The sequence below is a fragment of the Armatimonadota bacterium genome, assembly GCA_036504095.1.
In the GTDB taxonomy this organism is placed as follows: domain Bacteria; phylum Armatimonadota; class DTGP01; order JAKQQT01; family JAKQQT01; genus DASXUL01.
The window spans coordinates 40,861-57,681 of record DASXVS010000017.1 but is presented as its reverse complement, the minus strand read 5'-3'; the positions used below and the strand labels follow the sequence as shown (position 1 = coordinate 57,681).

General features: G+C 63.0%; 16 protein-coding genes. 2 read left to right on the top strand and 14 right to left on the bottom strand.

The annotated features are described in order from the left end of the window. Positions 1 to 15: 15 nt before the first annotated feature. From VGM51_02890 to VGM51_02860, 7 genes are all read right to left on the bottom strand, one after another. Positions 16 to 429, bottom strand: coding sequence for a four helix bundle protein (locus tag VGM51_02890; GenBank protein ID HEY3411983.1), 414 nt, complete (start codon positions 427 to 429; stop codon positions 16 to 18). A gap of 38 nt (positions 430 to 467) precedes the next feature. Next, positions 468 to 1,007 (bottom strand): NADP oxidoreductase, encoded by a 540-nt coding sequence (locus VGM51_02885; GenBank protein HEY3411982.1) that lies wholly within the window; start codon positions 1,005 to 1,007, stop codon positions 468 to 470. 126 nt (positions 1,008 to 1,133) lie between these two features. Then, positions 1,134 to 2,840 (bottom strand): molybdopterin-dependent oxidoreductase, encoded by a 1,707-nt coding sequence (locus VGM51_02880; protein HEY3411981.1) that lies wholly within the window; start codon positions 2,838 to 2,840, stop codon positions 1,134 to 1,136. 102 nt (positions 2,841 to 2,942) lie between these two features. Further along, a complete protein-coding gene (locus tag VGM51_02875) occupies positions 2,943 to 5,813 on the bottom strand; it encodes an FAD-dependent oxidoreductase (protein ID HEY3411980.1) in 2,871 nt (956 codons plus the stop codon). A 75-nt stretch (positions 5,814 to 5,888) separates the two neighbouring features. Then, on the bottom strand, positions 5,889 to 6,272 hold the full coding sequence (locus VGM51_02870) for a (2Fe-2S) ferredoxin domain-containing protein (protein ID HEY3411979.1): 384 nt from the start codon (positions 6,270 to 6,272) through the stop codon (positions 5,889 to 5,891). Positions 6,273 to 6,306: 34 nt separating this feature from the next. Next, positions 6,307 to 6,789 carry an NAD(P)H-dependent oxidoreductase subunit E gene (locus tag VGM51_02865; protein ID HEY3411978.1) on the bottom strand — a complete coding sequence of 161 codons (483 nt, stop codon included), beginning with the start codon at positions 6,787 to 6,789 and terminating at the stop codon, positions 6,307 to 6,309. A gap of 125 nt (positions 6,790 to 6,914) precedes the next feature. Next, positions 6,915 to 7,415 (bottom strand): Crp/Fnr family transcriptional regulator, encoded by a 501-nt coding sequence (locus tag VGM51_02860; protein ID HEY3411977.1) that lies wholly within the window; start codon positions 7,413 to 7,415, stop codon positions 6,915 to 6,917. Positions 7,416 to 8,084: 669 nt separating this feature from the next. Here VGM51_02860 and VGM51_02855 point away from each other — a divergent pair. Continuing rightward, the gene (locus tag VGM51_02855) at positions 8,085 to 9,773 is read left to right on the top strand and encodes a formate--tetrahydrofolate ligase (protein ID HEY3411976.1); all 1,689 of its coding nucleotides are present in this window, start codon (positions 8,085 to 8,087) and stop codon (positions 9,771 to 9,773) included. Between the two features lie 188 nt (positions 9,774 to 9,961). Continuing rightward, a complete protein-coding gene (locus VGM51_02850) occupies positions 9,962 to 11,407 on the top strand; it encodes a tryptophanase (protein HEY3411975.1) in 1,446 nt (481 codons plus the stop codon). Between the two features lie 409 nt (positions 11,408 to 11,816). On the opposite strand, the gene VGM51_02845 is transcribed toward VGM51_02850, so the two are convergent. The 7 genes from VGM51_02845 to VGM51_02815 form a co-directional block, all read right to left on the bottom strand. Further along, on the bottom strand, positions 11,817 to 12,227 hold the full coding sequence (locus VGM51_02845; GenBank protein HEY3411974.1) for a PIN domain-containing protein: 411 nt from the start codon (positions 12,225 to 12,227) through the stop codon (positions 11,817 to 11,819). After that, positions 12,220 to 12,450, bottom strand: coding sequence for a hypothetical protein (locus VGM51_02840; protein ID HEY3411973.1), 231 nt, complete (start codon positions 12,448 to 12,450; stop codon positions 12,220 to 12,222). Before VGM51_02840 ends, VGM51_02845 begins: the two co-directional genes overlap by 8 nt. Before the next feature lie 250 nt (positions 12,451 to 12,700). After that, on the bottom strand, positions 12,701 to 13,144 hold the full coding sequence (locus VGM51_02835) for a MauE/DoxX family redox-associated membrane protein (protein HEY3411972.1): 444 nt from the start codon (positions 13,142 to 13,144) through the stop codon (positions 12,701 to 12,703). Further along, complete coding sequence (locus VGM51_02830) at positions 13,141 to 13,953, bottom strand: rhodanese-like domain-containing protein (protein HEY3411971.1); 813 nt, start codon at positions 13,951 to 13,953, stop codon at positions 13,141 to 13,143. Before VGM51_02830 ends, VGM51_02835 begins: the two co-directional genes overlap by 4 nt. Continuing rightward, a complete protein-coding gene (locus tag VGM51_02825) occupies positions 13,940 to 14,632 on the bottom strand; it encodes a DUF1573 domain-containing protein (GenBank protein ID HEY3411970.1) in 693 nt (230 codons plus the stop codon). The genes VGM51_02830 and VGM51_02825 overlap by 14 nt, the downstream gene beginning before the upstream one ends. A 302-nt stretch (positions 14,633 to 14,934) precedes the next feature. Then, a complete protein-coding gene (locus tag VGM51_02820; GenBank protein HEY3411969.1) occupies positions 14,935 to 15,780 on the bottom strand; it encodes a phytanoyl-CoA dioxygenase family protein in 846 nt (281 codons plus the stop codon). A 54-nt stretch (positions 15,781 to 15,834) separates the two neighbouring features. Next, positions 15,835 to 16,779: a cation diffusion facilitator family transporter gene (locus VGM51_02815; GenBank protein ID HEY3411968.1), complete on the bottom strand. Its 945-nt coding sequence runs from the start codon at positions 16,777 to 16,779 to the stop codon at positions 15,835 to 15,837. Positions 16,780 to 16,821: the final 42 nt, after the last annotated feature.

The window sequence follows — 16,821 nt, the reverse complement described above, 5'->3', positions numbered from 1 at the left end:
TCGGTGGATCGGATGTCAGGGCTGAGGGCTGGGGGCCGAGGGCTGAGGCGGTGACACTAAGGTCTCCTGGCTCAACCGGCGCGCTATCGCAGCGCGTAGTCCTCCAACCAATCGACTGACCTCGTCAGCTTCCTTCATCAATTCGTGAGATGAATCCTCGTTCAGGTAACCTATATCGAACGCGATGCAAAGGTGAGACCGGTCTTCTGCGCAAGATCCCTTCGCCATGCAGAGGAACCGATGGTAATCAACGCTCGACCCCCTCTCATTGCCTTCTGCGATGTTGGCCATGATGGACACCGCCGCTCGTTGTATCTGTCCGGCCAGTCCGAAGTCTTTCGCCCATGGAGCGGATCGCGTAACGGTATAAACGGACGCCGCCAACTGCCGCGCCTTCTGCCAGGCGATCAGTTCCTCGAAATGGGCCATCGTTTTTCTCCTCAGCCCTCAGCCCTTCACCTAACCCCTCAGTCGTACTTGAGCGCTTCCCCTTCTACCACCGGCTCCCGGCCTTCCGCGAGCTCATTCAGCACGTGGAAGATGGCGTCGGCGGACGGGGGGCAGCCGGGCAGGTGGTAGTCCACCTTCACCACCTGGTCCAGCGGGCGGTTGCGGATGGGTTTGGCGAGCTCATCGGACTGCGGGATGAACCCGTCGACGGTGCTCTCGGTGTCGATGTACGCTCGGCGCAGCCCCTCCTTGATGTCAAAGGCGTTCCGCATGGAGAGCACTCCGCCCAGGACGGCGCAATCCCCCATGGCGATGAGGCACCCCGAGCGCTTTCGCATCATCCGGGCCACGTACACGTTGGACGTATTGTTGATCGATCCGCTGAGGACGCCCACCGCTACGCCCTCCTCCGGGGGATGCTTGAGGTCCGTGATGGGTGAAGATGTGAGTTCCACTTTTCCCAGCACCGTGAGGAGGCGTTCATCCATATCCAGGAGGGACATGTGGCAGCCCGCACAATCCCCCATCCAGTCGGTTGCGATTTTCGGTTTCGCCATCGTCAAGTTCCCTTCGTGATATCCGGCGCGCCGCCGGACATTCCGTGTCGGGCGCGGAGGCCCAGCCCAATCAACGGGCGAGACGCCCGTTCTACCGTGTCGGGCGCGGAGGCCCGACCTACCGTGTCAGACGCGCAGTGACAGTTGCTGCAGCACGCTCGTTTCGGACCAGATGTCCTCCGGAGGCGGCGCCGCGGGACGAACACGTTCGCTCTTGCCTTCGATGTTGTGGAAAGTGCCTTCGCGCTCGTACCAGAGCGGGGCCGGCAGCACAACGTCGGCCAGCCCGTCGACATCGTCCACGTAGCAGGCGTGCATCACGACGAAGGGGGCTTTGTGCGCCTGTTCGCGCTGTTCGGGGGTGAGGGCCTGTTCCTCCAGCAGAATGTAGAGGGCTTCGGCATCTCCATCGGCTTCGTTGTTGAGGCCCAGGCTGATGGCGCGCGCCGCGTTGGCGGCGGCGTGAAGCGGTATGCAGACGGCCTTGATGACGGCGAGTTTTGCGCGCAGGCGCGGGTCCATCGCGGCGCGATAGACCACCACCGGGCGCTCCGCGGTCGTGACGGACGCGAGAGCCCAATCCAGTTTCGACAGCGGGAAAGCCTCATGCGCGAAGTCCGCCATCGAGTTGTCGCCGTCCGCGCAGACCAGAATCCGGGCGCCGTTGTCGGCTGCGCGCTTGATGCGGTAGCCCAGAACGCGGTGTTCTGTAAGCGGGTCGGCGTCGACCACCAGCACCAGGTCGGCGGTATCGATGTCCTTCATCGCTCCGCCGTTGGGGGTCTCCCCGGGCGGCGGCGCAGCTTCCAGCGTCTTCACGTCGCCGCCGAATTTGCCACGGAAGGTCTCGACCACCGCGTCCATAGGCTGATCCAGCGTCGCAGCGGTCACCCAAGCGTGGATCTTGCCGGGCACGGCTGCCTGAACGCCCTTGGCCACCGCGGCCAGGGCTTCATCCCAGGTGGCGGGCTCCAACGCACCGTCCCGCTTCACCATGGGCGTTGTCACGCGGCGCCTTCCGGTCTCCAATGGCTGGAACCGGCCGGCGAGGCAGAGGACGCCCTGGTTGTGGCCGTCCCAATCGCCTTCCACTCGCAACGGGCGGCCGTTTCGCGTGATGACGTTCACGCGGCAGCCGATGCTGCAGAACGTGCAGGCGCTGTTCACGGTGTCAACGTCCTTGTTGCGGCCGCCATAAGCGCTTCGGCGGTCCACCAGGGCGCCGGTCGGGCAGACCTGGAGGCAGGTACCACACGAGACGCAGGTCGAATCGCCGAATGGTTCGTCCATGTCGGCAGTCACCATCGTTTTGGCCCCGCGGGACATCATGCCCAGCGTATGGTTCCCGACCACGTCGCCACAGGCGCGGATACACCGCCGGCAGAGGATGCAGCGGTTGTGATCCATGATGAAGTAGGTGCGCGAGGCGTCCACCTGCAGTTTGGGGTTGGGCGTGGGGTACGTCCAGTGGGCGAGGCCGTGTGCGTAGGCCTGTTTCTGCAGCTCGCAGTCACCGCTCATCTCGCAGAACATGCAGTAGTGGTTCCGTTCGGAGAAGAGCATTTCCAGAACGAACTTGCGCATTTCGAGGGTCCGCGGCGTGTGCGTTTCCACCTTGATCCCGTCGATCACGGGGTAGGAACACGCGGGTTGCAGCGCCGCCATGTTCTCTATCTGCACGAGGCACATCCGGCACGCGCCGATGTCCTTCAGCGCGGGGTGATGGCACAGCGTGGGTATCTCAATCCCGGCAGCATTCGCCGCCTGCAGAATCGTGGTCCCTTCCGCGACTTCCATGGTCTTGCCGTTTATCGTTACGTTCAGAACGGTCATAGTCAGTCTCCAGCATTCAGCATCCAGCATCCGGCATTCAGGTTGCGGAGAGCCCGGTTCGGCTCGGTCTGAATGCCGGATGCCGAATGCCGGATGCCCAGGTCATTCCATCATCGCCGCGATGAGCTTGCCCTCTTCGTCGGTTTCGGACATCGGATAGGAAGTTGCCATCCATTCCAGATCGCAGCGGAGGCACCTCCTGCATTCCGCGCGGGCCGTCTCCTCATCAAGCCCCAGCTCGACTTCAGCGACGCTCCGGAAGCGTTCCGCCACACTCAGTTCCGGCATCACCGGCCGGCGCGCTTCAGCGTAATCGTCCAGGTTGAATATCTGCGGAACGGCGTGGTAGTCGCTGATGAATCGGGGCTGGATGACGGTGTGGCCGTGGAGGTACGTGTCGACGGCGGCGGCGACCTTGTTGCCCTGTGCGACGGCCATCACGACGGTTGCAGGTCCCAGCGCGGCGTCGCCCGCGGCGAAGACGCCTTCGCGGGAGGTCGCGAGATCGGCGCTGATGGTGATGGTGCTGTCGCGGTTCACGCTGATGCCGCCGCTGCCATCGAGGCAGTCCAGGTCCGGCGCTTCGCCGATAGCCGGGATGACGAGATCAACGTCCAGCACGAACTCGGACCCGGGAATCGGCTGCGGCCGCCGTCGGGCGCTCATGTCGAATTCGCCGAGGCTCTGTTTGGCGCATTCGAGACCCGTGACGTGCTTCTCGCCCAGGACCTGGGTCGGATTGGTGAGGAAGTGGAACTTGATGCCTTCGACATCCGCCGCGCGCACTTCGTCGCCCCAGGCGGGCATGTCTTCGCGGCCCCGGCGATAGACGAGATGGATCTCGCTGGCGCCCAGGCGCCAGGCCATGCGGGCGGCATCGATGGCGACCGCCCCTCCACCCACGATGGCGACCCGCTTTCCTTCCACGGGCGGCGGATTGCCGAGATTGGCCTCGCGCAGGAAGTCCGTGCCGTGGAGCACGCCTTCCAGTTCCTCGCCGGGGATTCCGATTCGGCGGCTCTTGTGGGCGCCGATGGCGAGGACCACGGCGCTGAAGCCATCCTTATCCAGGAGGCTGTCCACCGTGAAATCGCGGCCCAGTTCCTTCCCCGTCTGAATGTCGGCCCCGGCGCGGCGGATGTTTTCGATCTCGGCGGTGAGGATGTTGCGAGGCAGGCGATACTCGGGGATCCCGACCGCCATCATACCGCCGGCCACCGGCAGCTTCTCGAAAACGGTGACCGGATAGCCGAGTTGGCAGAGGCGGAGTGCGGCGGTGAGCCCGGCCGGGCCGGCGCCGACAACGGCGATCTTCTGCGAACGGGGCGCGTCCATCCGCGCGGGCGCCCACGGCTGTGATATCTCGTGGTCCGCCATGAAGCGCTTCACGTGACGGATAGCGAGGGGTTCGCCGATGTCCGCGCGACGGCATTTCGCCTCGCAGAAAGCGGGGCAGACGCGGCCGCAGATCGCGGCGAACGGGTTGTGCTCGCGATGGACATCCAGCGCCTCGGCGTACCGGCCCTGGCCTATGAGCGCGACAAAAGCGGGAACGTCCACTTCGGCGGGGCACGCGTTGACGCATTTGGCTCGTGTCAGCATCTTGCAGACACCGGCCGGACAACGCTTTTCGAGGATGTGGGTGCGGAACTCTTCCTCGAAATACTGGAGCGCGGACATCAGCGGGCCGGGGGTCAATTGCCCGAGGCCGCAGAGCGCGCCGTGCTTCATCCCGGCCGCGAGGTTCTTCAGCGTCTCGATATCTTCCAGCTCGCCCCGTCCGTCCGAAATACGCGTCAGGACCTCCAGCATTCGCTGGCCCCCGACACGGCACGGAACGCACTTGCCGCAGGATTCCGCGGTGGCGAACTCGAGGAAGAACTTGCTGAACTCCACCATACAGGTGTCTTCATCGATCACGATCATTCCGCCGGAGCCCATGACGGCGCCAGCGGAACGCAGCGAGTCGAAGTCTACTTGCACGTTGAGGTGCCGCGTCGGCAGACAACCGCCGAGCGGTCCACCCGTCTGTACCGCCTTGAAGGCCTTGCCGTTGGGGATCCCGCCGCCGATATCGAAGATGATCTCGCCGAGGGTGATGCCCATAGGGACTTCCAGGAGGCCGGTATTCTTGACCTTGCCGGTAAGTGCGAAGATCGCGGTGCCGGGGCTGCCCTCGGTGCCGATCCCCCTGAACCATTTGGCGCCGTTGAGGATGATTCGCGGAACGTTGGCGTAAGATTTGACGTTGTTGACGTTCGTGGGTTTGCCCCACACGCCGGAAACCGCGGGAAACGGCGGCCGGGGCCGGGGTTCACCGCGCCGCCCCTCGATGGAGGCGATGAGCGCGGTTTCCTCGCCGCAGACGAAGGCGCCGGCGCCTTCCTTGATCCTCAGGCGGAAACTGAAAGGCCGCCCGAACAGGTTGTTGCCCAGGAAGCCATATTCCGTGGCCTGCTGGATCGCCTTCTTGAGGCGCTGGATCGCCAGCGGGTACTCCGCGCGGCAATAGATATATCCCTCGGATGCGCCGATCGCGTATCCGCACAGGATCATCCCCTCAATCACGCCGTGGGGATCGCCTTCCAGGATGGAACGGTCCATAAACGCGCCGGGGTCGCCTTCGTCCGCATTGCAGACGACATATTTGACGTCGGATTTGGCCTTGGCGCACAGGCCCCATTTGATGCCGGCGCGGAACCCGCCGCCACCCCGGCCGCGAAGTCCTGACTCGGTGACTTCCTGAACCACGGCCTCCGGATTCATGCCTCGCAGGGCTTTCGCCAGCGCCATATAGCCGTCGCGGGCGATGTACTCCTCGATGCTCTCGGGATCGATGATCCCGCAATTGCGCATGGCAACGCGCTGTTGTTTGGCGTAGAACGGGAGTTCACGGTAATCCGGAAGCGACTCCAACCCTTCCGGCTCCTCGTTTGGCGGCCGTGTCGTGCCAGTGGCGATTTCGATATCCATCACGTTGTGTCCTCTCCGAAGGGGTCCGGAGAATTGCAAACCGAAAAATGCAAGTTGCAAATCTCAAGCTGTGTGTCATGCCAGGCCGTTGGAATCGAGGCGGGCGACCGCCCACTCCTCGACGATGCGGCCCTTGTCGAAATGCTCTTCAATCAGGCGGGGAACCATCTCCGGGGTGACGTTGGGGTAAGTGACCCGTGTGCGGCCGCCCTGTTCGATATCCACAATGGGTTCCATCTGGCAGATGCCGATGCAGCCCACGGAGACCACGTCCGCCGGGATTTCGCGCACGGTGAGTTCGGCGCGAACGGCGTCCATCACGTCCCGGGCGCCGGCGGCGATTCCGCACGTTCCCATTCCGATGAGCACGCGCGCGCCCGCCGTGCGTTTCTCTTGCAGCGATGCCTTGAGGCTGTCCCGCAATTCGGCGAGCTGCTCTTTGTCTTTGATCATGGCCATCTGTATTTGCTCCAGTTCGCAGCGGAGGTCCGGCCTATTCCAGGTTGCGGATGCTGCGCACGAGGTCCTTTGGCGCGAGGCGTCCTATCACCTTCTCGTCCACGACGGCGACGGGCGCCAGGCCGCACGATCCGAGGCAGTAGACAACCTCGAAGGTGTATTTGAAGTCATCGGTCGTCTCACCCGGGTGCATTTCGAACTCGGATGCGATAGTATCGATGATCTTGCCCGCGCCGCGAACGTGGCAGGCTGTGCCGTCGCATTGCTTGACGATGTGGCGTCCGCGCCGGGAAAGGTAGAACTGCGAGTAGAAGGTGGCGACTCCAAACACCTGCTGGAGCGGTGTGCGGGTTTTGCGCGCGATGTGGCTCATCACGCTGCGGGGCAGGTATCCAAAGATATCCTGCGCTTGCTGAAGGATCGGTATCAGCGAACCGTTTTCGCCTGCGTAATGCGCGATCACTTTGTCCAGAGCGGCGAGATCCGTCGAGTTAGGACCAGAGAGACTGTCGTTCACGGGTCGACTCCTAGATAACAACACCCGATGGGGCGCCGGGGATGGGCGCCCACTTTGGGACCAAGGATGATTACAGGTGGGGTGTCCGGCGGGCGGCCCATACGGGGGGCCGCGCGTGGGCGCCCCTATTTGCGATAGGCATACATATCCAGCAACTGCTCTTTGGCGGCGGTGATGCGCTGGTCAACGATCATAGCCATGCGCTTCATGAACTCGAATCCGAAGGCGTTGTCCTTGGCGAACATTTCCTGGAGAAGATCCGTGTTGAAGACGAGAGTCTCCGTGGGTTTCTCAGCCTTGGCGTCGAATTTCCAGCGATACGGGGGGACAAACCAGGAGGAGCCGAGGACTTCGCCGGCGCCAACGGTCTGGATCGGGATAGTCCCCTGATTGAGGTTGAAAACCTCCAGGGCAACGGTGCCGCAGATCACGAGGTAGAGCCTGTCCGCGGCTTCGCCTTCCTGGAAGATGCGCTTACCGGCGTCAAAATGCTCATAGCCGACAATGTCGGACATCAATTTGAGTTGGGCGGGTTCCATTCCCTGCACAAATGGGTGTGCCGCGAGTGCTTTCTGGACTTCCTCAGGCGTGAGTGGCACCAGTACCGCCGGACCGAACCTTTCCATAGGGGGTCTCCTTCTCTTTGACTCTATCCGCGGGCCGTCGTTGGGAATTCGGTGTGATAGCGCCGGGGCTTGCCAGGCAGCACGATACGTGCGGGGGGTTTTCCTTCAGCCGCCGGACGGCTCAAGAGAGAAGGGAGCGCCGGCGAACGGAGATAAGCCCACGGGAGCATGCGAGTTAGGACGATGTGATGTCAGGGGCGCTCGCCGCTTTCCGCCACGTTTGCGGTCATGATGCGACTGTCATCCCAGATTCGAAGCGATTCCGTTCGAGGGCAAGTCCTTCCGTCGCGTGCCATCGTGTTATGTGGCCGTAAGGGGCGGTGGAAAAAGAGCCGAGAATGCCCCTGTGGGGGTTTTCACAATCTGGCTCGGGTGCAGGAACCGGGTGGTCCGACCCTGCGATTTCGTTCCCACTTCCTCCGGTTGGACGCTTGGAGCGAATGATTAGCACGCGGAATTACCATTCACCCACTTATATTGTAGCACACTGCAATAGAATCAAGTGCAAGGATCTTTTGGACTGAATTCGAGGCAGGGCGTTTGCGGCAGACGCCGCCGGAAGGACGTCCCCGCCGCGCCGCAGCGGCGCGGTTCGTTCAGGCCCGCCCCGGGACACAAGGTGGGATATCACATGCTCAACCAAGCCCTTTCAACACGGGATGCCGCGGGATGGCGAAAGGAGCGCTCCTGATGAATCCGTATGCGGATCCTTCATTGATCCTGTCCCCGCGTCCGATCACCGAGACGGCGGCCGAACTGGGCCTGGCGCCGGACGAAATTGAGCCGTACGGCAGCCGGAAGGCTAAAGTGCTGCTGGAGGCGCTGGAGCAACGACGGGACACGCCGGACGGACGCCTGATCCTCGTCACTGCTATCACGCCGACGCCGGCCGGGGAAGGCAAGACAACCGTCTCCATCGGACTGGGGGACGCTCTGCGGCGGATCGGCAAGAAAACGTGCATCGCGCTGCGCGAACCGTCGCTGGGGCCGTGCTTCGGCGTGAAAGGCGGGGCGACCGGAGGCGGGCTCGCTCAACTGGTGCCGGCATCGGACATCAATCTTCATTTCACCGGTGATTTCCACGCCATCACCACTGCGCACAACCTGCTGGCCGCGATGCTGGACAACCATCTGTACCACGGGAACGAAGCCGGCATCGACCTGCACTCCATCACGTGGAAGCGGGTTATCGATCTCTCGGACCGATCGCTTCGGGACATCGTGATCGGCCTGGGCGGCAAAGCGAACGGGATACCGCGACAGTCGGGCTTCGATATTACCACGGCATCGGAGATCATGGCGCTGTTGTGCCTGGCCACGAGCCGGGCGGACCTGGAAGAGCGCCTCTCCCGCGTGATTGTGGCCAACACGAAAACCGGAAAGCCGGTAACCGCGGCAACGCTGGAGGCGGTGGGCGCCATGAGCGTAGTGTTGAAGGACGCGCTAAGGCCCAACCTGGTGCAGAGCATGGAAGGCACGCCCGCGCTGGTGCATGGCGGCCCGTTCGGCAACATCGCCCACGGCTGCAACTCCGTTCTGGCGACGCGTCTGGCCCTGAAGACCGCCGATTTCGTGGTGACCGAAGCAGGATTCGGCAGCGACCTCGGCGCGGAGAAGTTCTGCGATATCAAATGCCGGAGCGCCGGCCTGACGCCGCGCCTGGCCGTGGTCGTAGCCACCATCCGGGCGCTGAAGCTGCATGGCGGCGTGCCGCTGAAAGACATCACGAAGCCGAAGCCCAAGGCTGTCCTGGCCGGCATTCCGAATCTGGAGAAGCACTGCGAAAACGTGCGCGCCTTCGGGCTCAGGCCGGTGGTCGCCATTAACCGGTTCGCGGCCGATACGGAGGAGGAGATCGCGGCACTGGCGGGCTGGCTGGATTCCGCGAGGATAGACTGGGCGCCGTGCGACGTATGGGCGCGCGGAGGCGCGGGCGCCGAGGAACTGGCGCGCCTTGTGAGCTGCGTCAGTGAAACGGAACCGCGATTCCGGCCAGTTTACCCGCTGGACATCTCCATCCGGGGGAAGATCGACACGGTTTGCAGGGCCATTTACGGCGCCGACGGGGTGGATTTCAGCCCCACGGCCGCCGGGCAGATAAAGGACCTGGAGGGGGCGGGCTTCGATCGGATCCCGATCTGCATCGCCAAGACGCAGTACTCGCTTTCTGACAATCCGAAAGCGCTGGGCCGCCCTGATGGTTTCCGCGTCCACGTTCGGGAACTGAAGGTGAGCGCGGGCGCGGGTTTCATCGTTGTGTACGCCGGCAGCATCCTCACGATGCCGGGCCTGCCGCACACCCCATCCGCCGTGAAAATGCGCCTGGACCCGGATGGGACGGTCCAGGGCATCACATAACGGACAGGAAATGGGGATATGGGGTAATTGGGAAATGCGACCGAGTCCGGTTTCCCCATTTCCCCATTGCCCCATTGCCCCATTTCCCCGTTTCCCCGTTTCCAGTTAACTACCGCCGTCCCAACACCCAACCCAAAATCTGCTAGTATGCACCATGTCGCCTGATAAATCCACCAACGGAGATTTGAATGAACGTTAAGTTGTCCACCGGGCGGGTGCTGCCCATTGAGATGCATAAAGTCCGCATCGTGCAGAGCACCTCCCTTCCCCCTGCTGCCCAGCGCCTGGAAGCGGCGCGAGAGGCCGGTTTCAACACCTTCCTGATGCGCACGCGGGACGTCTTCATCGACATGCTTACCGACAGCGGCACCAACGCGATGAGCGACAACCAATTGGCATCGATGATGGTCGCCGATGACGCCTACGCCGGCGGCGAGTCGTTCTACAGGCTCGAAAAAGCCGTTCAGGACGTGTTCGGCCTGAAGTATTGCCTCCCGGTCCACCAGGGACGCGCCGCCGAGCACCTGATCGGAAAAGTGCTCGTCCGCGAAGGCACCGCAGTTGCGATGAACTACCACTTCACCACCACGAAGGCCCACTTCGAGATGGGTGGCGGCGAAGTTCTGGAACTCTACGGGAAGGACGCGCTGGACACGGAGTCCTGCAACCCGTTCAAGGGCAACATGGACCTGGACCGGCTGAACAAGGTCATCGCGGAGCGCGGCGCCGAGGCCCTCTCCTTCGTGCGGATGGAGGCGACCACCAACCTCATCGGCGGCCAACCGTTCAGCATGGCCAACCTGAAGGCCGTGAAGACCATTTGCGCGAAGCACGGCATACCGCTCATCATCGACGCCAGTCTGATCTCCGAAAACGCCTACTTCATCCACGCCCGCGAAGCCGAGTACGCCGATGTATCGGTCGCGGACATCATCAAAGAGATGATGTCGCTCGTGGATCTCTGCTACCTCTCCGGCCGCAAGAGCACATGTGTGCGCGGCGGCTTCATCGCCACGAACGACTCGAAGCTGTATGAACAGCTCAAGCCGTGGCTGCCCGTGTACGAGGGCTTCCTCACGTATGGCGGCATGTCATCCAAGGAAATCGAGGCGATGGCGGTCGGCATGCGCGAGATGGTGGACATCAACGTGGCCTCCTCCAGCGCGGACCTGATTCAGTACTTCGTGGACCAGATGGTTGCGCGCGGCGTTCCGGCTGTGACCCCCGCCGGCGGCCTCGCCGGCCACGTGGACGCCAGGCGCTTCCTGCCGCACATCCCAAGCCTCGAATACCCTGCCGGCGCGCTTGCCGCTGCGATTTACCTGGCCTCCGGCGTACGTCCGATGGAACGCGGCACGATCTCCACCGACCGTGACGCGCAGGGCAACGAAGTGGCGTCGGATCTGGAATTGGCCCGCCTCGCCGTCCCGCGCCGCGTTTACACGATGAGCCACATGGACTACGTGGTGGACCGCCTGGCCTGGCTGTACGAACACCGCAACCTGGTGAAGGGGCTGAAGTTCACCGATGAGCCGCCGGTGCTCCGGTTCTTCCTCGGCAAGCTCACCGATATTGACGGTTGGGCCGCCAAGCTCACCGAAGCCTTCGAAGCGGACTTCGGCAAGGACTGCTAACCCGCGGAACGATTCGCAGATGACAAGATGCCCCGGATGAGACGATCATCCGGGGCATCTCTGCAAGGGAGCGCGGATGCCTCGCCCGCATCCTGGTGCGATCGCTCAGTACTGCGGCAGCTGGCCGCAGGCGAACTGAGGGAATGGGCCGGAGGTGCACATCCCACACGCCAGCGCCGTGGTGTCGAACATCTGCTCACTTTCTACGGTCGGCTTTTCGTAGGGCTGCCGCTGCTTGGGCGGCAACTCAACAACAGGTTTTCGCATCGGTGTGGACCTTTCGGTGGCGATGAATGAAGCTGGAGTTGCGATTGGCGGCTCTGAAGATGGGGCCTTGTTCGTTGTTGGGACGAGCCATGGGGAGTGGCGGTTCCGGCCGGCCGCATCTGCGAGGGCGGATCGCTAGCCGTCACGCAACAACGCGTTGAACCCAGCCTGTTCGAAATGGCGGTCGGCGGCGAGAGCGTCCGTAATGCCCATATCCTGCATCACCACGAACGAGACGCAGTCCGTAAGGCCCCCATTCCTTGTCTGGACGTGAACGGTAGAGATCGAGCGCCCGATTGAAGAGGCTGGTAGTTAGGGATATGATCTGGACATCCGGATCTCCCTGAAGGGCGTCTATGAGAACGAGTGCTGCGTTGCGGTAACCGAATCCCGCCAAACCATCACCGATCTCGAGCAAGACCGCTGTGGTTGTGACCATTTGGGAGGGAAGGCCGCTCAGCTCGGTCGCAAGCACTCGTGCCCGGGCGTGGTGCGGATCCTTCGGAACGGAAAGCGCGATAGCGTAGGAAGTATCGAGAAAGACTTTACTCATGCATGTTGGCACGCTGTGCGTTCAGGTAATCCTCGTAATTCTCTGACCAATTTGCTGGGCCGTCAAGGTTCAAGGATAGCGCAGTCTTCAGGAAGGACGTCTGTTCACGTACTTCGGCAACGCTCTCGATTGTCAGGCGCACGCGTGTATCGGGGGGCAGGCCAACCGGATCGTCTGCGATAAAAGCTTTGCCATCAAATGTCGCATCCATGGTGACAGTCATCTCATACCTCTACGGCTATTGTACCGCAAGCGGGCCAAATGCGGAATGCTCATCCCTCAGTCCGTCCCCTTGATGCTCGCAATCGGTGTCAGCACGTGCGCGAATTCCGTGAATCCTGTCGCTAAGACGGCGGCGATGACCTCCGCAGACGGCTTGCACACGTCAGTTGACTCGGTGATCGGCACGCTGCCGGGATGGAAAGGTCGCTAGACAACCACCGGGTCACTCCGCGAATTCCGTGCCTCTGTGGTTAATTCGCGGGAGCCGATTCGGCGGGGTCGCGATTCAGGAGCACCACCATCGCCAGCGCCAGGAAGACGGTGTCGCGGATAAGGAGCGACCAGCCGACCGTCTCTTTCGCGACAGTGAAGCAGCCGCATTCTATGCTCAGGCCGCGTGCCATCGCGCTGGCCACCGCCACGATGAAGACGAAATTCAACGCTGCCGCCAACAGCGCGCCGCTTCGATAAGCCACACCGTTCAGGAGAGATATACCCACCAGAAATTCGGTCCAGGCCATCACCAGCGCAAACACGTTGACAGCCGCAACCGGGAGGATGCGGTATGCCGCGATGCTGTCGGCAAACGTCGCCGGGTCGATGATCTTGCCCAGCGAGAAGGCGATGAAGACGAGCCCCAGCACCCAGCGGGCGCCGAGCGCGACGTAGCGGTTCGCAAGAACAGCGGATTTCACGGCGTACCCCCCTTCGCGGTGGGATAACCGGCGTCACGCCAGCCCGGTATCCCCTCCAGAAGGATGAACACGCGCGTGTGCCCTCGGGCGACGAGCGCATCGGCCAGCTTGATGGCGGCGTCACACCGCGGGTCGCTGCAGTAGGTCACGATGGTTCGATTCTTCGGAACGCCGCCCAGAGCGCCTTCGTACAATGTGCCGACTTCGTCCACGAAAAGGTCTCTCGCTCCCGCGATGTGCTCCGCCTCGTAGTCCGCCTGATGCCGCGCATCGACAAATACGGCGTCCTTCGCGTCGAACAGCGCCTTGGCGTCGGTCAGCGAGGTGAACAGCGCCTCATGCTTCACGGCGGCCGGGGCCGCGGGCGAAGGCTTCACGGGCGGAGAAAGGTGCGCCACATTTTTCGCGGCGGGCTTCGGTGCAAGCTTGCTCGATGGCACGGGGACCGCCTTCACGATGGGAGCCGGCGGTGGGACGGTGACCGTCGCGGGCGCCGGCTCCGGAATCGCATCGGGAACCGGGGTGGCGGCCGGCGGACGCGCCACTTTCAAGGGGGCAGGCACGGCGACCGGGGCCGGTTCAACGGGACGCGCGGCCGGGCGGACGGGCGATGATGGCCGCACCTCCTCCGCGGTCGCCACGCGATGCGTCTCACGCAGCGGAACCCGGATCCAAGGCAGGCCTTTCGGGTTGACGGCGTTCGCCCCCAACCCGATTGCAGCCGCCTGCACCACGATCAGCGCCGCGCCAGCCAGGGGCCGTCGTAAGCGTGACAGAGCGCTCCGGCCGCCTGGGCTATTGGACGACATTCCCGTAGACCGTGGCGGTAATCGGAACGGTCGGGCCCAGGCTGGTCTCCATCTTAATGGACTCCATCACGCGGCTTGCGGCCTTGCCCGCCTTAACGACCACGTAGACCTCCCAGTAGGCTCCGGCATTGGTCTCCACTTTGCGGAAACCCGGCACGGAAACGTGCTCTCCCACCGGCACGACTTTGGTGATTTCGAAGGTCCTGGGGTTGGCGGGGGTCACCGTCAGCGTGTAGGTCTTCGTGCCGTTAATGCGCAGGTTATCGAAACTGATTGACGCCGGCTTTACCATGGCGCCCGCCGAAATGACTGCCTTGATCTGGAGCGCAAGCGAGGGCCGGGATGCGTCGTTGGTGGTCACCGAGATGCTCTTGTTGATGGGTCCGTTGTACCCCGTGCTGTTGAACACCGCCTCGATGGTTGAGGAATCGCCCGGCGCAAGCTTGGTCTTCTTCGCCTCTGCCTTGGTGCAACCGCACCCCGGGCGAACGTTGGTGATCGCGAGGTCCGTATCGCCAACGTTTTTGAACTGGAAAGACGCATTGATGGGAGCGCCGCCCAAAACGGTCCCGAAATCGAGTATCTCTTTGTCAAACTGGATCTTCGGCGCCGCCAGAACGGCTGAACCTGTGCCGGCGGCGAGCGCCAGCATCGCCAACAAGTGAAGATGAGCTCTCATATCCATGAATTCCTTTCCTATTGAAACCGTACGGCGCGGGGGCGCCGCCGGTGAACGTTTTGCCTCGGGCCAACGGAGTCACTCCCGAGAGCCGCCCTATCGCCGGGCGCCGGACGTCCACGCCGATGTCCCTTCAACCCCAGACGGCACCTGGTAAGTGAGCATACGTAAGGATTGTAACACGGCTCCGCCGGATTCGTCCCCCGCCGGATTGGACGCGAACCGGATATCGATTGGTTGCAGCCCGGCATATTCCTGCCGGCCCCGCCAGGGCGCGCCACCCCACGCAGACCGCGGATCCCTCACAGACCCATCGCGCGTCGGCCCTCCGCCGCCTCGGCCCAGAATGCTTCGTTCTCCTCATCGGTCTTCAGGTCCGGCCAATCCCAGTACGCGTCCTCCAGAACGGCCTGCGTCATGTAGTGCTGGTAGAAGGTTCTCCGCAGGCTTGTGGAAGTGTTTGTGTTCGATCCGTGCAGCACCGCCACGTGGTGGAACAGCACGTCTCCCGCCTCGGCCTCCAGCGGTATCGCGCCCGGCAGGTTGAAGCCGTGGACGGCGACCATGGCATCCACGTCGATGCTTCCCCGTCTATGCGAGCCGGGGACGCACCACAGGCCGCCGCGGTCGCGGTAGGAATCGTCCAGATAGAAATCCGTGGTGAAGTTCGGCGCCGGGAACGTTTCCGTGCGCGGGCGCGGAATGTCCGCGATGGTCCGCCGCCAGTAGTAGGGGATGTCCTGGTGCCAGGGAACAGCTTCTCCGTGCCCCGGCATCTTGTACACCAGCGAACCGCCGCGCGGCCAGAATTCCGCGTTCAACAAGCTCCCCACAGCGTCGAGGACTATCGGGTGCATGGTGACATAGCGGAAGATTGGATCCCGGGTCCACATGCGTTCCACCCGGTGGAAATTGAGCGTGCCCGCGTGGTCGGCGTACACATAATGCGTGTCCGGGTGTTCGATCCAGTCCGGACGGGCGCGTTCCAGCGCGGCCAAGTATTCCGCGCTCCCGAGGCGATCCTGAGCGTCGGTTGCCAGCGTATCCGCCGCTGCGCGAAGCAGAGCCAGTTCGTCGGCCGCGATGACGCCCTTCAAGTGCAGGTATCCGTTCTCCGCGAAGAAGCCGATCTGATGTCTTGTGAGCATGAGGTCCTCCACGCCCAACTATGCCACGGAGGGGGTCGCGGCGGCGAGGCGGATTCAGCTCTGCTCCCGATCCAGATTCTGGTCCGCGAATGCGATCGGGTCTTCCATCGGCTCCACGTGAGTGGTTACGGTACATTTGGGTATGGCCGTGTGGATCTGGTACTCGATCTGCTCGACCAGGTTGTGCCCCTCCTGCACCGTCCAGGCTCCGGGAACCAGCACATGCACACTGATGAAGCGGCGCTGGCCGGCGATCCGGCTGCGAAATGCGTGGAAATCGACGCCGCGCTCCCTGTACTGGTCCAGCACGGTTTCAACAAGCTGGCGTTCCCTGGGCGGGAGCGCCGAGTCCAGCAGGCCGTGCAGTGTATCGTTCATCAGTCGGTAGCCGGTCCAAATGATGTTCACGGCCACCAGGAAAGCGATCAGGGGGTCAAGGATGATCCAGCCGGTCGCCTGAACGAGCGTCACGGCCACGATGACGCCGCCGGACGTGTAGACGTCCGTCATCAGGTGGGCCCCATCGGCGCGCAACGTGATGGAATTCAGCCTCAGGGATGCCCTGTACAGGACCGTTGCCACGCCACCATTTATCGCCGCAGCCAGAGCGGAAACCGCCAGGCCAAGCCATACATGCTCCAGCGGCTGCGGGTGGGCCAAACGTCCCCAGGCGGCCCATGCGATGCTCCCCGCGGCCACGAGAATCAGCATTGCTTCCACGCCACTGGAGAAATACTCCGCCTTGGAGTGCCCGTAAGTGTGTTCCTTGTCCGGTGGCAGACTGGCAACGGTCAGCATCCAGAACGCCATCATCGCCGCGGTGAGATTCACCACGGACTCCATCGCGTCCGACAACAGACCCACGGAATCGGTAAGCTTGTACGCCAGGAATTTCAGCGCGAAGGTGACAACCGCCGCGCCGATAGACAGGCCGGCGTAGGAGCGCGCCGACCGCAGCAGCGGCTTACCGGATTCCCCCTTGTTCCGCCGTCTGGCCATGGATTCCTCGTTGTTCGAGGGGACGAATGAGAGCTGCCGCCC

Excerpts from the sequence above, each read along its gene's own strand:
- VGM51_02830 (HEY3411971.1), bottom strand. The coding sequence starts at position 13,953 with ATGTCGTCCAATAGCCCAGGCGGCCGGAGCGCTCTGTCACGCTTACGA.
- VGM51_02870 (HEY3411979.1), bottom strand. The coding sequence starts at position 6,272 with ATGGCCATGATCAAAGACAAAGAGCAGCTCGCCGAATTGCGGGACAGC.
- VGM51_02825 (HEY3411970.1), bottom strand. The coding sequence starts at position 14,632 with ATGAGAGCTCATCTTCACTTGTTGGCGATGCTGGCGCTCGCCGCCGGC.
- VGM51_02815 (HEY3411968.1), bottom strand. The coding sequence starts at position 16,779 with ATGGCCAGACGGCGGAACAAGGGGGAATCCGGTAAGCCGCTGCTGCGG.
- VGM51_02840 (HEY3411973.1), bottom strand. The coding sequence starts at position 12,450 with ATGACTGTCACCATGGATGCGACATTTGATGGCAAAGCTTTTATCGCA.
- VGM51_02860 (HEY3411977.1), bottom strand. The coding sequence starts at position 7,415 with ATGGAAAGGTTCGGTCCGGCGGTACTGGTGCCACTCACGCCTGAGGAA.
- VGM51_02820 (HEY3411969.1), bottom strand. The coding sequence starts at position 15,780 with ATGCTCACAAGACATCAGATCGGCTTCTTCGCGGAGAACGGATACCTG.
- VGM51_02845 (HEY3411974.1), bottom strand. The coding sequence starts at position 12,227 with ATGAGTAAAGTCTTTCTCGATACTTCCTACGCTATCGCGCTTTCCGTT.
- VGM51_02850 (HEY3411975.1), top strand. The coding sequence starts at position 9,962 with ATGAACGTTAAGTTGTCCACCGGGCGGGTGCTGCCCATTGAGATGCAT.
- VGM51_02875 (HEY3411980.1), bottom strand. The coding sequence starts at position 5,813 with ATGGATATCGAAATCGCCACTGGCACGACACGGCCGCCAAACGAGGAG.
- VGM51_02855 (HEY3411976.1), top strand. The coding sequence starts at position 8,085 with ATGGCGAAAGGAGCGCTCCTGATGAATCCGTATGCGGATCCTTCATTG.
- VGM51_02890 (HEY3411983.1), bottom strand. The coding sequence starts at position 429 with ATGGCCCATTTCGAGGAACTGATCGCCTGGCAGAAGGCGCGGCAGTTG.
- VGM51_02880 (HEY3411981.1), bottom strand. The coding sequence starts at position 2,840 with ATGACCGTTCTGAACGTAACGATAAACGGCAAGACCATGGAAGTCGCG.
- VGM51_02885 (HEY3411982.1), bottom strand. The coding sequence starts at position 1,007 with ATGGCGAAACCGAAAATCGCAACCGACTGGATGGGGGATTGTGCGGGC.